The following is a 17,800-nucleotide window of genomic DNA, read 5'->3' as shown; positions in this document are numbered from 1 at the left end:
TTGTCCCGAGGAAGAAAGCAAGTCTCGTGCCCGCGCCGGTCGCTTTTCGCTGCGAGGTTTGGCATTGTGGGGCGATGACATCGATTTGCGATCTCAACGCCACGGCCCTCGCGCGCGCCATCGCGAAGGGCGAGCTGTCGTCTCGCGAGGTTGTCGAGGCGCATCTCGAACGGATCGCGCACCGAGACGTGCAATTGGCGGCATTTGTGACTGTCGATGCGGAGGGCGCCCGGCGTGGCGCGCAAATCTGCGATGCCGCGCCCGCGCCGATCGGCCCACTGCACGGCGTGCCCGTAGGGATCAAGGACCTCACGGACACGGCGGGGCTTGCGACCACCTATGGGGCGGTTCTGTTTCGTGATCACGTCCCGGCCGAAGACGATCTCGTGGTCGCGCGGCTGCGGCGTGCCGGCGCGATCATCCTGGGCAAGACCAACACGCCGGAATTCGGCTTCGGTGCGGTCTGCACTAACAAATTGTGCGGACCGACCCGTAATCCGTTCGATTCCGCGCTGACCTCCGGCGGGTCGTCCGGCGGCTCCGCTGTCGCGGTCGCGGCCGGCATGGTGCCACTGGCGCACGGCACCGATTTCGGCGGCTCGGTGCGCACGCCTGCGAGCTTCTGCGATGTCGCCTCGATCCGGCCGACGGCCGGCCGCATTCCATCGCCGCGCCGCCCGCTCGGCTGGGACATGCTGGCCTCCCACGGTTTTCTGGCCCGCGGCGTCGACGATCTCGAACTTGCGCTGTCGATCTGTGCGGGAGGCGATGTGCATGACCCGCTCTCGATGGGCGTCGTCAATGACGAGCGGCCGGTTGCAGCACGTCCCCGGATCGCAGTGACGCCCGATTTCGGTGTCGCGCCCGTTGCGCGCGACGTCCGTGCGCGTTTCGCCGCGGCCTGCGAGGCGCTCGCGGGTGTTGCCGATGTGGTGCCGTCCGCGCCCGATTGCGGCGGTGCGATCGAGACATTTCGGACGCTGCGCGCCGCGCACATCGCCAACAGTTATGGCGAGCTGCTGAGGACGCGCCGCGCCGAGCTCACGCCCACCGTGATCTGGAACATCGAGGCGGGCGCAAAGCTCTCCGCGGAGGACTATCTCAACGCCGAGCGGCGCCGCACCGGCATCTACCGCAGCTTTCGCGAGCTGTTCAGCCACGCCGATTTCCTTGTGGCGCCAGCGGCGTCCGTCTTGCCCTGGCCGAACGAAATCAGCGATGTCACCGCGATCGACGGCGCAGTGCTGGAGACCCCGATCGACTATCTCGCCGTCACTTTCATTGTGTCGCTGGTCGGTTTCCCGGTCCTGACCCTCCCGGCGCCGCGAGTGGAGAGCGAGCTGCCGTTCGGCATCCAGATCATTGCCCCACCGGGATGCGAATCCCGCCTGTTTGCCTTCGGCCGTGCCATCGAGAACGAACTCGGTTTTTCTCATCGCTGGCCGAAGCTCCCCTAGCTGTCGCGATGCTCGAGCCGAGCGGCGAGCGCATCGGCAAGGCCAAGGGTGGGTTTGGCCGCGGGGCGGCGGTATGTGCCTGCAGTTGCCTTGCGCAGGCGTAGCGCCACCAGCGCCTCGGCCTGCTTCACGGCGGCAATGACCTGATCGACCACAGGGACGGGGATCCGGTCGGCGACACGCTCGGCAAGGCCCGACAGTGGCGCGCCGGCGAAGATCAGCACGTCGGCCTCATCCTCGACGATCGCGCGCTGCGCGAGATCGACCAGCACATCTTCCTTCTCGGTCCCGACCTCGGAGATCGCCTGGAAAGGCGTGTCGAGCATGCGAATGCCGGCGCAGCGCTCCCACAGCCCATGGGCGCGGACGCATTCCTCGTACCAGGGGCCGAGCGCCTGGGCGAAGGTGACGATTGCGAAGCGGCGCCCGGCCATGCAGGCGGTCAGCATCGCCGCTTCCGCCATGCCGACCACGGGAATGTCGAAGGTTTCGCGCGCGGCGAACAGGCCGGGATCGCCGAAGGCGGCGATGATCGCGGCGTCGACCTTGCGGTGCTGCCCGGCCAGCATTTCCAGTGCGATAGCGCCGCCGATCTGCGCCTCGGTGCGCGTCGAGATGTAGGGGACGCCGCGAGTCGCGGTGCAGGGGATCAACTCGGTCCCGGCCGAAGCCGCGCGCTGCCCGACATCCGTCATCAACTGGGTGACAGCGGTGCTGGTGTTCGGGTTGAGCAGCAGCAGCTTCATGATTACGCCGCCGTCTGCTTAGCTTGGGAGGCTGCGATCACTTCGAGCAGAGCTGTGCCGGTGCGCCGGACATGGGCGCCGAGCAGGCGTCCTGCGGTTTCGCTATCGCCCGCCTCGAGCGCGGCAAGGATATCGGCGTGCTCGTCGACCGAATTGCTCCAGCGGCGGTCGGCGCCGAGCGCGAGGTAACGCGCGCGTTCGGCGCGGAAGATTAGCGTCTCGTGCGCCTCGCGAAGCGGCGTGTTGCGCGCCATGCGGACGATGGTGTTGTGGATCTCGCCGTTGATGGCGAAGTACTCGTCGAGCTTGCCGTTGCGATGATGACCTTCCATGCGGGTCTGGAGCGTGCGCAGGCGGGCGAGATCGCGCACGGTGGCGCGCTCCGCGGCGAGCTCGGCGGCCAGCCGCTCGATGCCGGCCAGCGCCTCGAACAATTCGGAGATGCCGTCGACCGCGAGGCCCGCGATGCGCGGGCTGCGGTTGGGGCGCAGCTCGATCAATCCCTCGGCAGCCAGCACCTTCATCGCCTCGCGCAGCGGCGTGCGCGACACGCCGAGCTCTTTCGACAGCCTGGTTTCCTGGGTCTGCGATCCCGGCGGCAGCTCGCCGCGAATGATCATCATCCGCATCCGCGCGGCGGCGCGCTCGTGCAGGCCCATCCGCTTGAGTTTGGGCGACTTTCGGCCCGGAATCGGTTCGGATTTCTGCTGCACGCCGACCTTCCTGCTGACGTGCGATCGTAGCCAATTTCCTTCGTGTGAGGTGCCCAAATAGAAGACGTATGTGGCTCAAAACACATGCATATCGAATAAATTGTATGCAGCATGCAGATTGCGGGTTGCGTGGACGGATGCGGACGCGGATGATCTTTTGAGGAAGCGGAGGAGCGCTTTCGCCGCAACGGAGCGACTGCGATCGATGTCAATTATGCGCAAACGCCTCGGCATGATCACGCCCTCCTCCAATTCGGTGCTGGAGCCTGTCACCAGCGCGATGCTCGCCGGCGTCGACGGCGTCACTGCGCATTTCTCGCGCTTCCGGGTCACCGAGATCGCGCTCGACACCGCCGCGCTGAACCAGTTCGATGCCTCGGTGATGCTGCCGGCGGCGGACCTGCTCGCCGACGCGAAAGTCGATGCCATCGCCTGGAACGGCACGTCCGCAAGCTGGCTCGGCATCAGCCGCGACCGGAGCCTTTGCGAGGCAATCACGGCGCGCACAGGCGTGCCTGCGACAACGTCGACGCTTGCCTGCATCGATGCCGCCCGTGCGCTCGGCGCCAAGCGCGTTGGTCTCGTATCGCCCTATACCGACGACGTACAGCGGCGGATCGGCGAGGTCTGGGCCGAGGAGGGCATCGCCCCGCACACGGAACGGCACCTCGGACTGCGCGACAATTTCTCTTTCGGCGAGGTGGCGCCTGCGACGATTGCTGGCATGATCCGTGCGGTGGCGGCTGACGGCGCCGATGCTGTCGTCATCCTCTGCACCAACCTCGACGGCGCCGCGCTGGCGGCCTCGCTTGAACGGGAATTGAATGTCGCGGTGCTCGATTCGGTCGCGGTTACGCTATGGCGAACCCTGGAGCTCGCGGGCGGCGACATCGGGGCTCTTGTCGATTGGGGCCGGATCTTCCAGACATCGGCGGTCATCAAGTGATGGAGACTCCTGTGACGCAGCTCGACCTCGCCATTCGCGGCGGCACCATCGTGACGGCTAGCGACGAGTTTCGCGCCGATATCGGCATTCGCGACGGCCGCATCGTCAGCATTGCTGATCATCTCGCGGGCGCAGCGCGCGAGATCGACGCGACCGGGCTGCTGGCGTTGCCGGGCGGGATCGACAGCCACGTTCACATCTCGCAGGCCTCCGGCCCCGACGTGGTGATGGCCGACGACTTCGCCTCAGCGACCCGTTCGGCAGCCGCCGGCGGTAACACCATGGTCCTCCCGTTCGCGCTTCAGGAGAAAGGCACGTCGCTGCGGGCCTGCGTCGAGAACTATCGCAAGCTCGCCGAAGGCGAGTGCTATATCGACGCGGCGTTCCATCTCATCATCTCCGATCCGACCGCGGTCGTGCTCGGGCAGGAGCTACCGGCGCTGGTCAAGGACGGCTACACCTCGTTCAAGGTGTTCATGACCTATGACGACCTCGTGCTCAGCGACAAGCAGCTGCTGGAGGTGTTCGAGGTCGCGCGCCGCGAGGAAGCGCTGGTGATGGTCCATTGCGAAGGCTACGACGCCATCCGCTTCCTGACCAACAGGCTGGAACGCGAGGGCCATATCGCGCCCTATTATCACGGCGTGTCGCGGCCACAGGCGGTCGAGCGCGAAGCCACGCATCGCGCCATCAGTCATGCCGAGGTGATCGGCGTTCCCATCATGATCGTGCACGTCTCCGGGCGCGAGGCGATGGAGCAGGTGCGCTGGGCCCAGCAGCGCGGATTGCCCGTGCATGCCGAGACATGCCCGCAATACATCACGCTGACGGCCGACGACATGAAGGGCCTCAACATGGACATCACGGGCGCGAAATACGTCTGCTCGCCGCCGCCGCGCGATGCCGAAAGCCAGCAGGCGATCTGGGAAGGCATCACGTCAGGCGTGTTCCAGACCTTCTCGTCCGATCACTGCCCGTTCCGCTACGACGATCCCAAAGGAAAGCTGACGCCGAACGGCCGAACCTCGTTCCGCTGGGTGCCGAACGGCATTCCGGGTGTCGAGACCCGGCTGCCGATCCTGTTCTCCGAAGGCGTGTCGAAGGGACGGATCAGCCTGCAAAAATTCGTCGAGCTGACCGCGACCAACCATGCGCGCATTTACGGCCTCTATCCGCGCAAGGGCTCGATCGGTGTCGGCTTCGATGCGGATATCGTGCTGTGGGATCCCAAATTGAAGAAACCTATTCGGCAGGCCGATCTGCATCATGGTTCGGATTACACGCCATGGGAAGGCTTCGACGTCACGGGATGGCCGGTAACGACGATCGCCCGTGGGCGGGTGGTGTACGAACACGGCAGGATCGTCGGCGCCAAAGGTGCCGGCGACATTATCAGCCGCGGCAGGTCGAGCCTGATCTGATCCGGCTCAACTCGTTGCTGCGCAACTGTGCCGTCCGTGCGCGGGGGCGATGGCTGTCTCAAGTCCGGTCATGCTGAAGTCGGAAAAGAACCCGGGGTGGGCTGCCGATCGAGGTGTTCGACGGATACCTTCTGTCTGCGCCATGACCTAGTATCCGCGAGGGCTCCGATTTGATCTTTCAATCCTGTCCTTCTAGCCTCACGGTGACGTCTCCCTCGCACGGGTGGTGCGAACGCAAGGGCTTGTTCAGTGAGGATTCTGATTGTCGAGGACGATGCCGCCATGGCGCGGGGCCTTGCCGAGCGGCTCAAGCTGTCCGGGTTCGCCGTCGATATCGAGGCTGACGGGGCTTCGGCGGCGCAGACCGCGTTGCTGGAACCCTACAGCCTCATCATCCTGGACATCAACTTGCCGAACGTGTCGGGTTTCGGAGTCCTGCACAAGATACGGCAAGCCGGGTCGACCGTTCCGGTCATGATTCTGACTGCCCGTTATACGGTCGGCGACAAGGTCAGCGGGCTCGATCTCGGCGCCGACGATTACCTCTCCAAGCCGTTTGATATCGCCGAGTTTGATGCCCGTGTCCGTGCGCTCGTGAGAAGGGGGCAGGGGCTGCCCAATCCGACCTTGATCTGTGGCCCGCTCGCGTACGACCGCGCCGCGGGCACGATTACGCTGAGCGGCCGGCCGCTTGAGTTGCGACGGCGCGAGTTTGCCGTGTTGGAAGTGCTGATGACCCGTGCCGGCAAAGTCGTGTCCAAGGAGCGTCTGATCGCGGAGGTATTTGGCTTCGACGAGGCGGTAGCGCCGAACGCCGTGGAACTCTATGTTGGTCGCGTTCGCCAGAAACTCGGTCCCGACGGGCCGCGGATCCGCACCGTCCGCGGGCTAGGGTATCTGCTGGAGGTTTAGTGATCGCCACCTGGCGGCCGTCGTTGAGGCGAACGCTCCTGACCAATCTGGTGGCGCCCGCCATTGTATTGGCGATCGTGCTTGGAATCGGCGGCATGTTGCTGATCCAGCGCGTTGTCCAGACAGTCCATGACCGGTTGCTCGATGGGTCGGTTCTCGCCATCGCCGAACGTGTCGGCGTGGAAGATGGCGAACTGACCGTCGACTTGCCGCAGGTTGCGCTCGGCATGCTGGAAAGCCAGTCGCACGATAGCATTTACTACAGCGTGACTTACCTCGGCGAATTGATCACCGGATACAAGGATCTTCCATTGGCCGGCTTCGATCGATTGAAGGCTGGCGAAACCGGCCATCGCGATGGTGCGTATCGCGGCAAGACGGTTCGTATCGGCGCGCAGGCGCGGCAGGTCTACGGCAGGCCAGGGCTGGTCCTCGTCGCAGTGGCCGAAACGGTGCAGGCGCGCCGCGTCGTCGAACGTGAAATGCTGATCGGACTGGCGATGCTCGAGGCCGGGTTGATTAGCCTCATCGCTTGCCTCGGCTGGTACGCGGTCGATCGAGGCCTGAGGCCGCTTGGCGAACTCAAGCAAGAAATCGACGCGCGCGGTATTCAGGGCGGTCCAAATCTCAGTCCGCTCGACCTTTCCCGGGTGCCGCAGGAAGCTTTAGCACCGGCGCTCGCGGTAAATTCCCTGCTACAACGGCTGGATCTGGCGATTGGACTGGTGCGCCGATTCACCGCCGATGCCTCGCATCAGATGCGAACGCCATTGGCGATATTGCGGACGCATCTCGATCTGGTGCGACGCCTGGGGTCGGAGACGCCGGCGGGCCAATCTGCTCTCAACGAGGTCGATAACGCCATCAACCGCCTTGAACGGCTGCTCGGGCAGCTCGTGACCCTGGCGCGGGCCGACGAGCAGAACATTGCGCAACCGGCCGCGGAGAACGTTGACCTGAACGAGGTCGCCTTCAATGTCCTGTCGGAGCGTGCCCCACAGGCTTTCGCGCGCGATATCGACGTCCAGTTCGATCGATTTGACGGTCCCGCGGTCATCGCCGGCAATACTGTCCTGATTGGCGAATTGCTGGCAAACCTGATCGACAATGCCATCCGCTACAACCGACCCGGCGGGTTGGTCCTGGTTCGCGCGGTTGTTGACGCCACGACCGCGCGAATTGAAGTCGAGGATACCGGTCCGGGAATTCCGGAGGCTCATCTGGCCCGTGTCTTCGAACGTTTTTATCGGATTCCGATGGCGAACGGCCCTGAGGGTAGCGGCCTTGGACTGGCCATCGTGAAAGCCTTGTCGGACCGTCTCGGGGCTCAAATCGTGCTTACACCTGGCCCGGAAGGCCGGGGCCTGCGGGTTTCCGTGAGCTTTCCTCTTGCCAAGCGTGATGGTGAAAGCTCAAGTTGAGGCCGGATTGTGCGCTGCCGTACAAGTGGCTGCAGTCCCGAACAAACTGAGGTCCGCAAAGCGGATCATCGATGAGGAAGCGTCCCGATGGGGGCTGCCAAAGCCTTGGTCTTGTGCGTTGGAGTCTTGCTCGCATGGCCTGCTATGTCGGAGCAGGCGCAAGTAAGTCCTCCCAAGGGGCAGGCATCCGCTGCCGCCGGAGTTCGAGAGCAACTCAACATCGTATCGACGACCCAGGACGCGGACGTCGCCGACTTGCTTGCCGATTTCCGGGCAAGTCATCCGGACATCGAGATCCTCCATACAAAGATCAATTCCAACGACATCTACAATCAAGTCGTGGATCCCTCGACCTCCAGCGCAGCACCCGGAGATATTGTCTGGAGCTCCGCGATGGATCTGCAGATCAAGCTCGTCAATGACGGCTATGCCCAACCCTATGTCTCGAAGGAAATTGCGCATATCCCGGATTGGGCCATCTGGAAAGACGAAGCCTATGCCATCACGGCGGAGCCGATTGTCATCGTTTATAACAAGAACCTCGTTGCGGAGTCCGACGTTCCCCGAACCCGCGCTGAACTGAAGAGCCTTCTAACCCGAAAGCCTGATACCTATCGGGGCAAGATCGCAACCTACGACCCGGAGCAAAGCGGGACCGGATTCCTGTTCATCACGCGCGATGCCGGAATCACCAGGACGACGTGGGATTTGGTCCGTGCCTTCGGCGGCGCCGGTATCAAGCTCTACTCGACTACCGGAACGGTGCTTGATCGAATTTCATCCGGCGAACATTTGATTGCCTACAATATGATAGGGTCTTATGCGATCGAACGGGCCAAGGAAGATGCCTCAATCGGAATAGTGTTTCCCGCCGACTACATCACGTTGATGTCGCGCATAGCCTTCATACCGGTCACCGCGCCGCACCCGGAATCCGCGAAACTGTTCCTCGATTACTTGCTTTCGGAACGCGGTCAGAAGTTTCTCCTGGCCCGATCGGTCGGTCCTGTGCGCCTCGGCCTCGCTGCAGAAGGTGTCATACCTGCGGATCGCAGCAACGCGGTCAAACCAATCCATATTGGTACAGAATTACTCACCTATCTCGATCAAGCAAAACGAGCGGGCTTTCTCAAAGAGTGGCGCCGCGCGTTGCAGGATCGATAGAAATCCACGGATTTGGTTTCCAACGGACTGACATCCGAGAGAAGCCCCATATCTGCCGGCTCGCCAAGCGCACCGTCTTCACTCCGACTTCGACCAGATTTTCCTGCAGGGTGCATCAGCGACAGGTTGATGACAGGCAGCTGATATACGGTGAGGCAGCCTAGCTTGAACGATAGCGCCTCGCGTATCGGTCAATCCGGCCGCGATCAAGTTTGCAACACCTGCCGGACGGGTGAACAAGACAAAGAATCACAAACGATAAAAAGGGAGGACGGCATGACGGCTACCACCGGACAGTCGAAGCTTGGCATGGTGCTCCGCGTCACCAGTGGCAACTTTCTTGAGATGTTCGATTTCTTTTTGTCGGGCGTCTACGCGTCGTACATCGCCAAGGCATTCTTCCCGCTGGAAAATGAATACGCGTCACTGCTGCTGACCTTTGTCGCGTTTGGCGCGGGCTTTCTGATGCGTCCGCTCGGCGCCATCATCCTCGGCGCTTACGTGGATCGGATCGGGCGGCGCCAAGGCCTGATCGTTACATTGTCCATCATGGCTGCCGGAACCGTGCTCATCGCGTTCGTGCCAAGTTACGCAACCATTGGCATATTGGCGCCGATTCTTGTTTTGATTGGACGCCTGCTGCAAGGCTTCTCGGCTGGCGTCGAGCTTGGTGGCGTTTCCGTCTATCTCTCGGAAATGGCGACACCGGGAAAGAAGGGTTTTTACGCCAGCTGGCAATCGGCAAGTCAACAAGTCGCGATCATCGTCTCGGCCTCGCTGGGCTTCGCTCTGAATGCTTGGCTTGCACCGGCGCAGCTTGACGATTGGGGCTGGCGCATTCCGTTCCTCATTGGCTGCCTGATCGTTCCTTTCGTGTTTTTCATTCGACGCTCGCTGCAGGAAACCGATGAATTCCTGGCGCGGAAGCATCATCCGACGCCCCGCGAGATCTATCGCTCCATCCTCGCAAATTGGAGCATTGTTCTTGCCGGGATGATGATGGTGATCATGACCACGGTGTCATTCTACCTCATTACCGTCTACACGCCGACATTCGGCAAATCGGTCCTCAAGCTGACCGCGGCCGATGGCCTGATCGTGACGATTTGCGTGGGAATATCGAACTTCATCTGGCTTCCCATCATGGGCTCGTTGTCCGATCGGATTGGTCGTCGGCCGATCCTCATCGCTTTTTCGACTTTGGCATTTCTGACTGCATATCCTGCGCTTTCCTGGTTGGCCGCAAGCCCGACGTTCCCGAAGATGTTGACGGTCCTGCTTTGGTTGTCTTTCATCTACGCCAGCTACAACGGCGCTATGATCGTCGCATTGACCGAAGTCATGCCGGTAGGTGTACGAACGTCGGGATTCTCCCTCGCATATAGTCTGGCAACGACGTTCGGTGGGTTTACGGCAGCGATCTGCACCTGGCTGATCGCTGCCACTGGTGACAATGCGTCGCCGGGATATTGGATGAGCGCGGCAGCACTCTGTGGTCTGGCCGGGACGTACCTCGTTTACAGGCCGCAGGAACGACGCGGGCTATCCGGCGCCAATTCGGCCGAGACGGTGATAGGGACGTGACCACCAAAGTGCTCGATGACGTCGATCGTCATCGAGCAAGCATAGTCCCCGAACAATTGCATCGAAGGAAATTGCCCGATGAGCGTGACCATCGTCGTGCGCAGGCTAGTTGCGCTGAGCTTGCTGATTGTTTTGACGGCCGCAGCGGGACTAGCCGGGGCGTCCGAGGTCAGGGTCATGATCTCGGGAGGCCTGGCGACGCCTTATAAGGAACTCGTACCGCAATTTGAACGCGCGACGGGAAACACGGTCGTCACGGCCTATGGCCCCTCGATGGGTGCGACGGAGAACGCCATCCCCGTGCGACTGGTACGCGGCGAGGCAGCGGACGTGCTCATCATGGTCGGCGACGCGCTTGGCGAGATGATCGAGCAGGGCAGAGTGGTCAGAACCAGCCGCGTCGACCTGGTACGCTCGCCGATCGGGATCGCGGTACGCGCCGGGACGCCAAAGCCTGATATCGGTACGCCTGACGCATTGAAACAGGCACTGTTGAACGCGAAGTCGGTTGCCTATTCCGATAGCGCAAGCGGCGTCTATGTCGGTACCGAGCTGTTCAAGCGTCTCGGGATTGCCGCCGAGATGAAGGCCAAAGCCAAAATGATTCCGGCCGAGCCGGTCGCGAGTGTTGTTGCGCGCGGTGACGCCGAACTCGGCTTTCAACAGATCAGTGAACTTCTGCCGATCGCTGGAGCCGATCTTGTCGGGCCGCTCCCGCCAGACGTCCAGAAAATCACGATCTTTTCTGCAGGCATAACCTCCAGCGCCAGTCAGCCGGAAGCCGGACGGGCTCTCATTGCCTTCCTCGCTTCAGCTGCAGCCGCTCCGACCCTGAAAAAAGCGGGTCTCGATCCCTTCGCGGCATCGGAAAAATAGACCGGCTTCAGATCTGCGGGAGGAGAGAGGACGCCATGACTTCAACTGCTGCGCGGCCATCGCACATTGAAAAGGAAACGATGCGGAAGGTGACGTTCCGCATTATTCCCTTCCTGATGGTCTGTTACTTCATCGCGTTCGTCGACCGCGTCAACGCCGGTTTCGCCGCGCTGCAAATGAACCAGGATATCGGCCTCTCGTCGGCCGCGTTCGGCCTCGGAGGCGGGCTGTTCTACATCACCTATGTCCTTTGCGAGGTGCCGAGCAATCTGGCGATGGAGAAGGTGGGAGCCCGGCTCTGGATCGCGCGGATCATGATCACATGGGGCATCGTCGCCGCATGCATGGCGCTGGTGGTGGGGCCAAACTCGTTTTATCTCGTACGAATGCTGCTGGGGGCTGCCGAGGCAGGGTTCTTTCCGGGCGTCATTCTCTACTTGACCTATTGGTTTCCCGCCGAATACCGCGGCCGGATCGTCGCGATCTTCATGGTTGCGATTCCGATCTCGAGTTTCCTCGGCTCGCCGATTTCCGCCTCGTTGCTGCAGCTTGAGGGATATCTCGGCTATCACGGCTGGCAGTGGATGTTCGTGCTGGAGGCAGTACCTGCGGTACTTCTCGGCATCGCCTCGTTCTTCGTGCTGCCCAACGGGCCTGCCAATGCGCGATGGCTCACCGATGCGCAGCGCAACTGGCTGGCCAATCGACTGGCCGCCGACACTTCTTCGCCGAAAAAGGCCGCGGCGCATTTGTCGCTTTGGCAGGTCGTGTCGAACAAATATGTTCTCGCCGCCTCGCTGATCTATGCCGGCGCGTCCGGCTCCAGCCAGGTTCTTTCGCTGTGGCAGCCCCAGATCATCAAGTCCTTCGGCCTGAGCAACATGGAAACCGGATTGGTCAATTCCATCCCGTTCGGTATTGCATCGGTGCTGATGGTGCTCTGGGGCCGGAATTCGGATCGCACGCGCGAGCGAACCTGGCACACCGCGATTCCGCTGCTGCTTTTGGCGATCAGCCTTTCGGTCGCTCCATTCACCAGCGCCCTGCTTCCGGTCGTCCTGTTGCTGTGTGTCTCCGTCACGGCCACCTACATCGTCAAGGGGCCGTTCTGGGCGCTTGCCACGGAATGGATGTCGGCTGGCGTTGCTGCCGCTGCGATCGCGCAGGTCAACGCGATCGGAAACATCGGCGGATTCCTGGGGAGCTATGTTCTCGGCGTGATCAAGGACACTACCGGCAGCTACTCACTGGGGCTGCTCCCGCTTGCCGCTCTTTCCGGTGCGGGGTGCATCATGGTGCTGGCGCTGGGCCGAAATCCACAACGCCACGCCGAGACCGTGCAGGAGCCGGTCCATTGAACGCCGGGCCAACGCTTCGAAGGACGCCGGCTGAAAACGCCGTTTCATTCATGGGGATTTGCGATGACCACAGCTAAATCACTGCAGAAGCGGCCCGCCACGCTCATTCCAGGCGATGGTATCGGCCCCGAGATCGTGAAATCGGCCGTCGACATTCTCGAAGCGCTCGGCTCTCCATTCGAATGGGACATTCAGCAGGGTGGCCTGGCAGCGATCGAGGCAAGCCGTGATCCGCTGCCGCAGGCGACGCTGGACAGCATCCGGCGCACGCGGCTCGCCCTGAAGGGCCCGCTAACGACGCCGGTGGGGGGAGGATTCCGGTCGATCAATGTTCGTCTGCGCGAAGAATTCGGCCTATACGCCAATTTGCGGCCGGTTCGAAGCATGGTTCCCGGAGGACGATTCGACGAAATCGATATCGTGCTGGTGCGAGAGAATCTCGGCGGGCTCTATGTCGCTTTCGAACACTACATCCCGATCGGCGACGATCCGCACGCGGTGGCTATTTCGACCGGGGTCAACACCCGCGAAGGATCGCGCAAGATCATCGAATTCGCATTCGACTACGCGCTCAAAAACGGTCGCAAGAAGGTGACCGTCGTGCACAAGGCTAACGTGCTGAAGGCGCTGACCGGCATCTTTCTCGAGGTTGGTCACGAGGTTGCAAAGAAATACGAGGGCAGGGTCAAAATGGACGATCGCATCGTCGATGCCACGGCGATGCAGCTCGTCATGAATCCCTGGCAGTTCGACGTCATCGTCACCACCAATTTGTTCGGCGACATTCTGTCCGATCAGCTCGCCGGGTTGGTTGGCGGTCTCGGCATGGCTCCCGGTGCCAACATTGGACCGGATGCGGCCATCTTCGAGGCCGTGCACGGCTCGGCGCCGGATATTGCCGGCAAGGGAATCGCCAATCCGCTCGCTTTGCTGCTGGCGGTCGGGCTGATGCTGGAGCACATTGATCAGCCTGATCTTGCGAACCGCCTCAGAACGGCGATTGATCAGGTTTTACGGAAGGACGGAGTTCGTACTCCGGATCTTGGGGGCAAAGCATCCACCACCGATTTCACCCAAAGCATCATTCGTCGGTTGGGATAACCGGCAACTGGGAGAGCCGTCCTCGCTGAGCACGATTGGTGCCACCTCGTTACCGCAAGATCAGGAGAACAAGATGCCGAAGGGTTCAGATTTATTGGTTGCCGCACTCGAGAACGAGGGCGTCGACCGAATTTTCGGCGTTCCCGGTGAGGAGAACCTCGATGTCGTGGAAAGCCTGCGCAACTCGTCGATCAAGCTGATCCTGACGCGCCACGAGCAGGGCGCGGCCTTCATGGCCGCGACTTATGGACGACTGACCGGCAAACCCGGCGTGTGCATCACCACGCTGGGCCCGGGCGCATTGAACCTGACGACCGGCGCCGCCTATGCGCTGCTCGGCGCCATGCCCATGATCATGCTCACGGGCCAGAAGGGCATCATGAGCAGCCGGCAGGCCAAATTCCAGATCGTCGACGTGGTCAGCGCTTTCAAGCCGTTGACCAAGCTGTCGCTCCAGATCGTCAGCACGACCAGCATTCCGACGATCGTTCGCGATGCCTTCCGGATCGCCATGGAAGAACGCCCGGGTCCGGTGCTGCTCGAATTGCCGGAGGACATCGCCGGCGAAGAATCCGAGGACGTCGCGATGGTGGCGCCGCATCCGATCGAGATCCCGGTCGCCCATCGTGCCTCGCTGGACCGCGCCGCCGACATGATCCTCAAGGCCAAGCGGCCATTGATCATGCTCGGTGCCGCGGCATCCCGGCCGCGGAGCACGGCGGGCATCGGCGGGTTTGTCCGCCGCACGCAGATTCCGTTCTTCACGACGCAAATGGGTAAGGGGACCGTACCCGGGGGCGGCAATCTCTATATGGGGACGGCGGCGCTCAGCGAACGTGACTACGTTCACGAGGCCGTTGATCGTGCCGACCTCATCATCGCGATCGGCCACGATACGATCGAGAAGCCGCCGTTCATCATGGGGCCGAAGGGTCCCCAGGTGATCCACGTCAGCTACACGCCGGCCAATGTGGAGCGGGTTTACTTTCCGCAATGCGAGGTGGTTGGCGATGTAGGGCCCAGCCTGGAACTGCTAGCGGATCGCGTGGAGGGTCGTCTGCACAACGCCGGTGCTTTGCTTGGGCTTCGCGAAGGCATTTTGAAGCGGATCACCGACCGCAATACCGAGGATCGCTGGCCGCCGACCCCGCAACGCATCGTGCACGATGTGCGAAAGGTCATTCCTGAGGACGGCATCGTCGCGCTGGATAACGGGATGTACAAGATCTGGTTCGCCCGCAACTACCGCACCTATGTGGCGAACACGCTGCTGCTGGACAATGCGCTGGCGACAATGGGCGCCGGGCTGCCATCCGCCATGATGGCGGCGATGCTGCATCCGGAACGTCGCGTGCTCGCGGTCTGCGGCGACGGCGGCTTCATGATGAATTCGCAGGAAATGGAAACCGCGGTTCGCCTCAAATTGAATCTCGTCGTGCTGATCCTCGAAGACTCTGCTTATGGCATGATCCGCTGGAAGCAGGCGGTCGACAGTTTCCCGGACTTTGGCCTCACGTTCGGCAATCCGGATTTCGTCAAATATGCCGAGAGCTACGGCGCGAAAGGCTCGCGGGTCGAAAGCACGGATTCATTGATTCCGACGCTCGAAAACGCGTTCAAGGGCGGCGGTGTGCACCTCGTCGTGGTGCCGATCGACTACAGCGAAAATACCCGAGTGCTGGTGGATGAACTTCGCGAGAAGCTGAAACAGGTCGTTGAGCCGACCGTGTGAGCCGTCGGCAGGGTCAATTGATGAGCTGAGCTGAAATTGGCGTGGTCGCAAACGCCGGCTATGGAGAGTGCAATGAGTGAGCAGATCAACGAGCAGGCCGAGAAGATGCGGGAAATGGCGCAGACCACGCTCGATAAGGCGAAAGAGGCTGTGTCGAAGTACATAACCGAATCCCAGAAGTTGAGAGAGAAGGCCGATTCCAGCGTTCGCTCAACCTATTCGGCGGCGAAGGAGATGAACGAAAGGGCAGTCGCGTTCGCCGAGGAAAATGTGGCTTCGGGCTTCGAGCTTGCGCAACGGCTGCTACAGGCCAAGGACCCGCAGGAAATGGGTGCAGTTTATCAAAGTCATCTCAAGGAGCAGATGGAAAAAATGAACGCGCAGTTTCGCGAGCTTGCAAGTGCAATGGGCCAGCCGCCGACGGTTGACCTGAATAAGTAGGGCCGGTCGCCTCAGAACGAAATCAAATCGCTTGATCACGGGATGCTGCCTGGACGCGGTCCGAGCGCGGACGATCTGCGCCGGCTGATCGTCGAGGCGATCGCGCGGGCAAAGAGCTGAAACCGAGATATGGGCAACGATATGAGACTGGTTCTGTTGGGGCCGCCAGGCGCAGGCAAGGGCACGCAGGCGACGCGAATTGTCGACCGCTTTGCGATCCCGCAATTATCGACCGGTGACATGCTGCGCGAAGCGGTCGCGGAAGGTACGGCTGCGGGATTGCGCGTCAAGCACATCATGGATCGCGGTGAACTTGTGCCTGATGATGTCGTGGTGTCCGTGATCGCCAACCGGCTTGATCATTCCGACGCAGCAAACGGCTTTATCCTTGACGGCTTCCCGCGCACGGTCGCCCAGGCCGAAGCGCTCGATCAGGAACTCGCCACCCGGGGCATCAAGCTCGATGCGGTACTCGAGCTCGAGGTCGACGAAGACGCGCTGCTCGACCGCATCAAGGGGCGCGCCGACGATGCGGCAAGCCGAGGCGAGCCGGTGCGTCGCGACGATAATCCCGAGGTGTTCAAGACCCGGCTCGACGTTTATCGCGAGCAAACCGCGCCGGTCACGGAATACTACCGGTCGCAGGGACTGCTCAACATCGTCGACGGTTTGCTGCCGATTGACGCTGTGACCGAACAATTTACCGCGGCGGCTTGCGGCAGTAACGTCCGATTAGATCAGGAGTGATGTCAGATGAAAGCTTTTACCTTCCAGGCACCGCCCAACATTCTGTTCGAGGCAGGCGCATCGAAGAAGCTGGCGGAGTTGGTCGCGGGATACGCGGCAAAACGTGTCCTGCTGGTTACGGATAAGGGCGTACGCAATGCCGGCCTTACGACAAACGCCGAGGCTGGCCTGATTGCCGGCGGCTGCGAACTGACAATATTCGAAGATGTGGAGGCGGATCCGCCGTCGCATATCATCGAGCGGGCGGTCGCACTTTGCCGTGACAAGGACATCGAGCTGGTTGCCTCGATCGGCGGCGGCAGCGCGCTCGATACCGCGAAGTTGGTGGCCTATCTGGCCAAGACGCCTGATCGCCTCGAAGATATCTACGGCGTCGGTCTTGCGAAGGGCGAACGCCTTCCGCTGCTGCTGGTGCCGACAACGGCCGGAACGGGCTCGGAGGTGACACCGATCGCGATCGTCACCACGCCGACGACCGAGAAAAAGGGCGTCGTTGCGCCCCGCCTGCTTCCGGACTGGGCCATCCTTGATCCGGAGCTGACGCTCGGCCTGCCCGCGCATGTCACCGCGGCGACCGGCATCGACGCCATGGTCCATGCGATCGAAGCCTATACCAGCAAGCACCGGAAGAATCCGATGTCGGACCAGTTGGCGCGGCAGGCTCTCGCCCTGCTGTCGGCGAATGTCCGGACGGTCTGTACGGACGGATCCAATCTGGAGGCGCGGTCGCAAATGCTGCTGGGCTCGATGCTGGCCGGCATGGCCTTCGCCAATTCGCCGGTCGCCGCCGTGCATGCGCTGGCCTATCCGATCGGCGCGCTGTTCCACGTGCCGCATGGCTTGTCGAACGCCTTGGTGCTGACCCAGGTGCTGCGGTTCAATTTGCCGGAGGCAGAAGGGCTCTACGCCGAACTGGCGCCGATCGTCGATCCCAAGTCGGAAGGAATGAGTGTCAGCCAGCGGGCACGGCTGTTCGTCGATGCGATCGCGGCGATCTGCCGGGATTGCAACGTGCCGGCCTCGCTGGCCGATGTCGGCATTGCGAGGGGCGACCTGAAGAAGCTCGCCGAGGACGCGATGAAGCAGACGCGGCTTCTCGTCAACAATCCCAGGCAATTGAGCTTCGACGATGCGTTGGCGATCTACACCGAGGCGTTCGGCAACCGCGCGGCGGCCTGAGC

Annotated in this window: 16 protein-coding genes; 14 read left to right on the top strand and 2 right to left on the bottom strand. The window is 62.0% G+C overall.

The genetic code is table 11. The annotated features are described in order from the left end of the window. Positions 1 to 74 precede the first annotated feature (74 nt). Positions 75 to 1,457: an amidase gene (locus tag ACVIN2_RS06310; protein ID WP_456764914.1), complete on the top strand. Its 1,383-nt coding sequence runs from the start codon at positions 75 to 77 to the stop codon at positions 1,455 to 1,457. On the opposite strand, the gene ACVIN2_RS06305 is transcribed toward ACVIN2_RS06310, so the two are convergent. Beyond that, positions 1,454 to 2,203, bottom strand: a complete 750-nt coding sequence (locus ACVIN2_RS06305) for an aspartate/glutamate racemase family protein (protein WP_456764913.1) — start codon at positions 2,201 to 2,203, stop codon at positions 1,454 to 1,456. The genes ACVIN2_RS06310 and ACVIN2_RS06305 overlap by 4 nt on opposite strands. A 2-nt stretch (positions 2,204 to 2,205) precedes the next feature. Next, complete coding sequence (locus tag ACVIN2_RS06300) at positions 2,206 to 2,916, bottom strand: GntR family transcriptional regulator (protein ID WP_456764912.1); 711 nt, start codon at positions 2,914 to 2,916, stop codon at positions 2,206 to 2,208. Positions 2,917 to 3,121: 205 nt separating this feature from the next. Between ACVIN2_RS06300 and ACVIN2_RS06295 the strand changes: the two genes are divergently transcribed. The 13 genes from ACVIN2_RS06295 to ACVIN2_RS06235 all read left to right on the top strand — a co-directional run bounded on the left by ACVIN2_RS06295 (position 3,122) and on the right by ACVIN2_RS06235 (position 17,798). Beyond that, positions 3,122 to 3,862, top strand: a complete 741-nt coding sequence (locus tag ACVIN2_RS06295) for a maleate cis-trans isomerase family protein (RefSeq protein WP_456764911.1) — start codon at positions 3,122 to 3,124, stop codon at positions 3,860 to 3,862. Beyond that, positions 3,862 to 5,283: a dihydropyrimidinase gene (hydA, locus tag ACVIN2_RS06290; RefSeq protein ID WP_456769657.1), complete on the top strand. Its 1,422-nt coding sequence runs from the start codon at positions 3,862 to 3,864 to the stop codon at positions 5,281 to 5,283. Before ACVIN2_RS06295 ends, hydA begins: the two co-directional genes overlap by 1 nt. A gap of 249 nt (positions 5,284 to 5,532) precedes the next feature. After that, the gene (locus tag ACVIN2_RS06285) at positions 5,533 to 6,195 is read left to right on the top strand and encodes a response regulator (protein ID WP_456764910.1); all 663 of its coding nucleotides are present in this window, start codon (positions 5,533 to 5,535) and stop codon (positions 6,193 to 6,195) included. Continuing rightward, positions 6,195 to 7,616, top strand: coding sequence for a sensor histidine kinase (locus tag ACVIN2_RS06280; RefSeq protein WP_456764909.1), 1,422 nt, complete (start codon positions 6,195 to 6,197; stop codon positions 7,614 to 7,616). The genes ACVIN2_RS06285 and ACVIN2_RS06280 overlap by 1 nt, the downstream gene beginning before the upstream one ends. 87 nt (positions 7,617 to 7,703) lie before the next feature. Next, entirely contained in the window at positions 7,704 to 8,780 is a 1,077-nt protein-coding gene (locus tag ACVIN2_RS06275) for an ABC transporter substrate-binding protein (protein ID WP_456764908.1), read from the top strand. Between the two features lie 276 nt (positions 8,781 to 9,056). Continuing rightward, positions 9,057 to 10,364, top strand: coding sequence for a tricarballylate/proton symporter TcuC (gene tcuC / locus ACVIN2_RS06270; RefSeq protein ID WP_456769656.1), 1,308 nt, complete (start codon positions 9,057 to 9,059; stop codon positions 10,362 to 10,364). A 78-nt stretch (positions 10,365 to 10,442) separates the two neighbouring features. Next, positions 10,443 to 11,240, top strand: a complete 798-nt coding sequence (locus tag ACVIN2_RS06265; protein WP_456764907.1) for a substrate-binding domain-containing protein — start codon at positions 10,443 to 10,445, stop codon at positions 11,238 to 11,240. Positions 11,241 to 11,275: 35 nt separating this feature from the next. Further along, positions 11,276 to 12,598 carry an MFS transporter gene (locus ACVIN2_RS06260; protein WP_456764906.1) on the top strand — a complete coding sequence of 441 codons (1,323 nt, stop codon included), beginning with the start codon at positions 11,276 to 11,278 and terminating at the stop codon, positions 12,596 to 12,598. A gap of 63 nt (positions 12,599 to 12,661) precedes the next feature. Next, complete coding sequence (locus tag ACVIN2_RS06255; protein ID WP_456764905.1) at positions 12,662 to 13,699, top strand: isocitrate/isopropylmalate dehydrogenase family protein; 1,038 nt, start codon at positions 12,662 to 12,664, stop codon at positions 13,697 to 13,699. Positions 13,700 to 13,772: 73 nt separating this feature from the next. Then, positions 13,773 to 15,431, top strand: coding sequence for an acetolactate synthase large subunit (locus ACVIN2_RS06250; protein ID WP_456764904.1), 1,659 nt, complete (start codon positions 13,773 to 13,775; stop codon positions 15,429 to 15,431). Between the two features lie 72 nt (positions 15,432 to 15,503). Beyond that, a complete protein-coding gene (locus tag ACVIN2_RS06245; protein WP_456764903.1) occupies positions 15,504 to 15,872 on the top strand; it encodes a phasin family protein in 369 nt (122 codons plus the stop codon). Between the two features lie 141 nt (positions 15,873 to 16,013). After that, positions 16,014 to 16,619: an adenylate kinase gene (locus ACVIN2_RS06240; protein ID WP_456764902.1), complete on the top strand. Its 606-nt coding sequence runs from the start codon at positions 16,014 to 16,016 to the stop codon at positions 16,617 to 16,619. Between the two features lie 6 nt (positions 16,620 to 16,625). Further along, complete coding sequence (locus ACVIN2_RS06235) at positions 16,626 to 17,798, top strand: iron-containing alcohol dehydrogenase (protein ID WP_456764901.1); 1,173 nt, start codon at positions 16,626 to 16,628, stop codon at positions 17,796 to 17,798. The last annotated feature ends 2 nt before the right edge of the window (positions 17,799 to 17,800 follow it).

The sequence above is a fragment of the Bradyrhizobium sp. USDA 3650 genome, assembly GCF_054057395.1.
This window is presented reverse-complemented; position numbering and strand designations above follow the sequence as displayed.

Coding starts and splice junctions, on each gene's coding strand:
- ACVIN2_RS06305 (WP_456764913.1), bottom strand. CDS start 2,203: ATGAAGCTGCTGCTGCTCAACCCGAACACCAGCACCGCTGTCACCCAG.
- ACVIN2_RS06250 (WP_456764904.1), top strand. CDS start 13,773: ATGCCGAAGGGTTCAGATTTATTGGTTGCCGCACTCGAGAACGAGGGC.
- ACVIN2_RS06260 (WP_456764906.1), top strand. CDS start 11,276: ATGACTTCAACTGCTGCGCGGCCATCGCACATTGAAAAGGAAACGATG.
- ACVIN2_RS06245 (WP_456764903.1), top strand. CDS start 15,504: ATGAGTGAGCAGATCAACGAGCAGGCCGAGAAGATGCGGGAAATGGCG.
- tcuC (WP_456769656.1), top strand. CDS start 9,057: ATGACGGCTACCACCGGACAGTCGAAGCTTGGCATGGTGCTCCGCGTC.
- ACVIN2_RS06235 (WP_456764901.1), top strand. CDS start 16,626: ATGAAAGCTTTTACCTTCCAGGCACCGCCCAACATTCTGTTCGAGGCA.
- ACVIN2_RS06255 (WP_456764905.1), top strand. CDS start 12,662: ATGACCACAGCTAAATCACTGCAGAAGCGGCCCGCCACGCTCATTCCA.
- ACVIN2_RS06295 (WP_456764911.1), top strand. CDS start 3,122: ATGTCAATTATGCGCAAACGCCTCGGCATGATCACGCCCTCCTCCAAT.
- ACVIN2_RS06310 (WP_456764914.1), top strand. CDS start 75: ATGACATCGATTTGCGATCTCAACGCCACGGCCCTCGCGCGCGCCATC.
- ACVIN2_RS06275 (WP_456764908.1), top strand. CDS start 7,704: ATGGGGGCTGCCAAAGCCTTGGTCTTGTGCGTTGGAGTCTTGCTCGCA.
- ACVIN2_RS06240 (WP_456764902.1), top strand. CDS start 16,014: ATGAGACTGGTTCTGTTGGGGCCGCCAGGCGCAGGCAAGGGCACGCAG.
- ACVIN2_RS06265 (WP_456764907.1), top strand. CDS start 10,443: ATGAGCGTGACCATCGTCGTGCGCAGGCTAGTTGCGCTGAGCTTGCTG.
- hydA (WP_456769657.1), top strand. CDS start 3,862: ATGGAGACTCCTGTGACGCAGCTCGACCTCGCCATTCGCGGCGGCACC.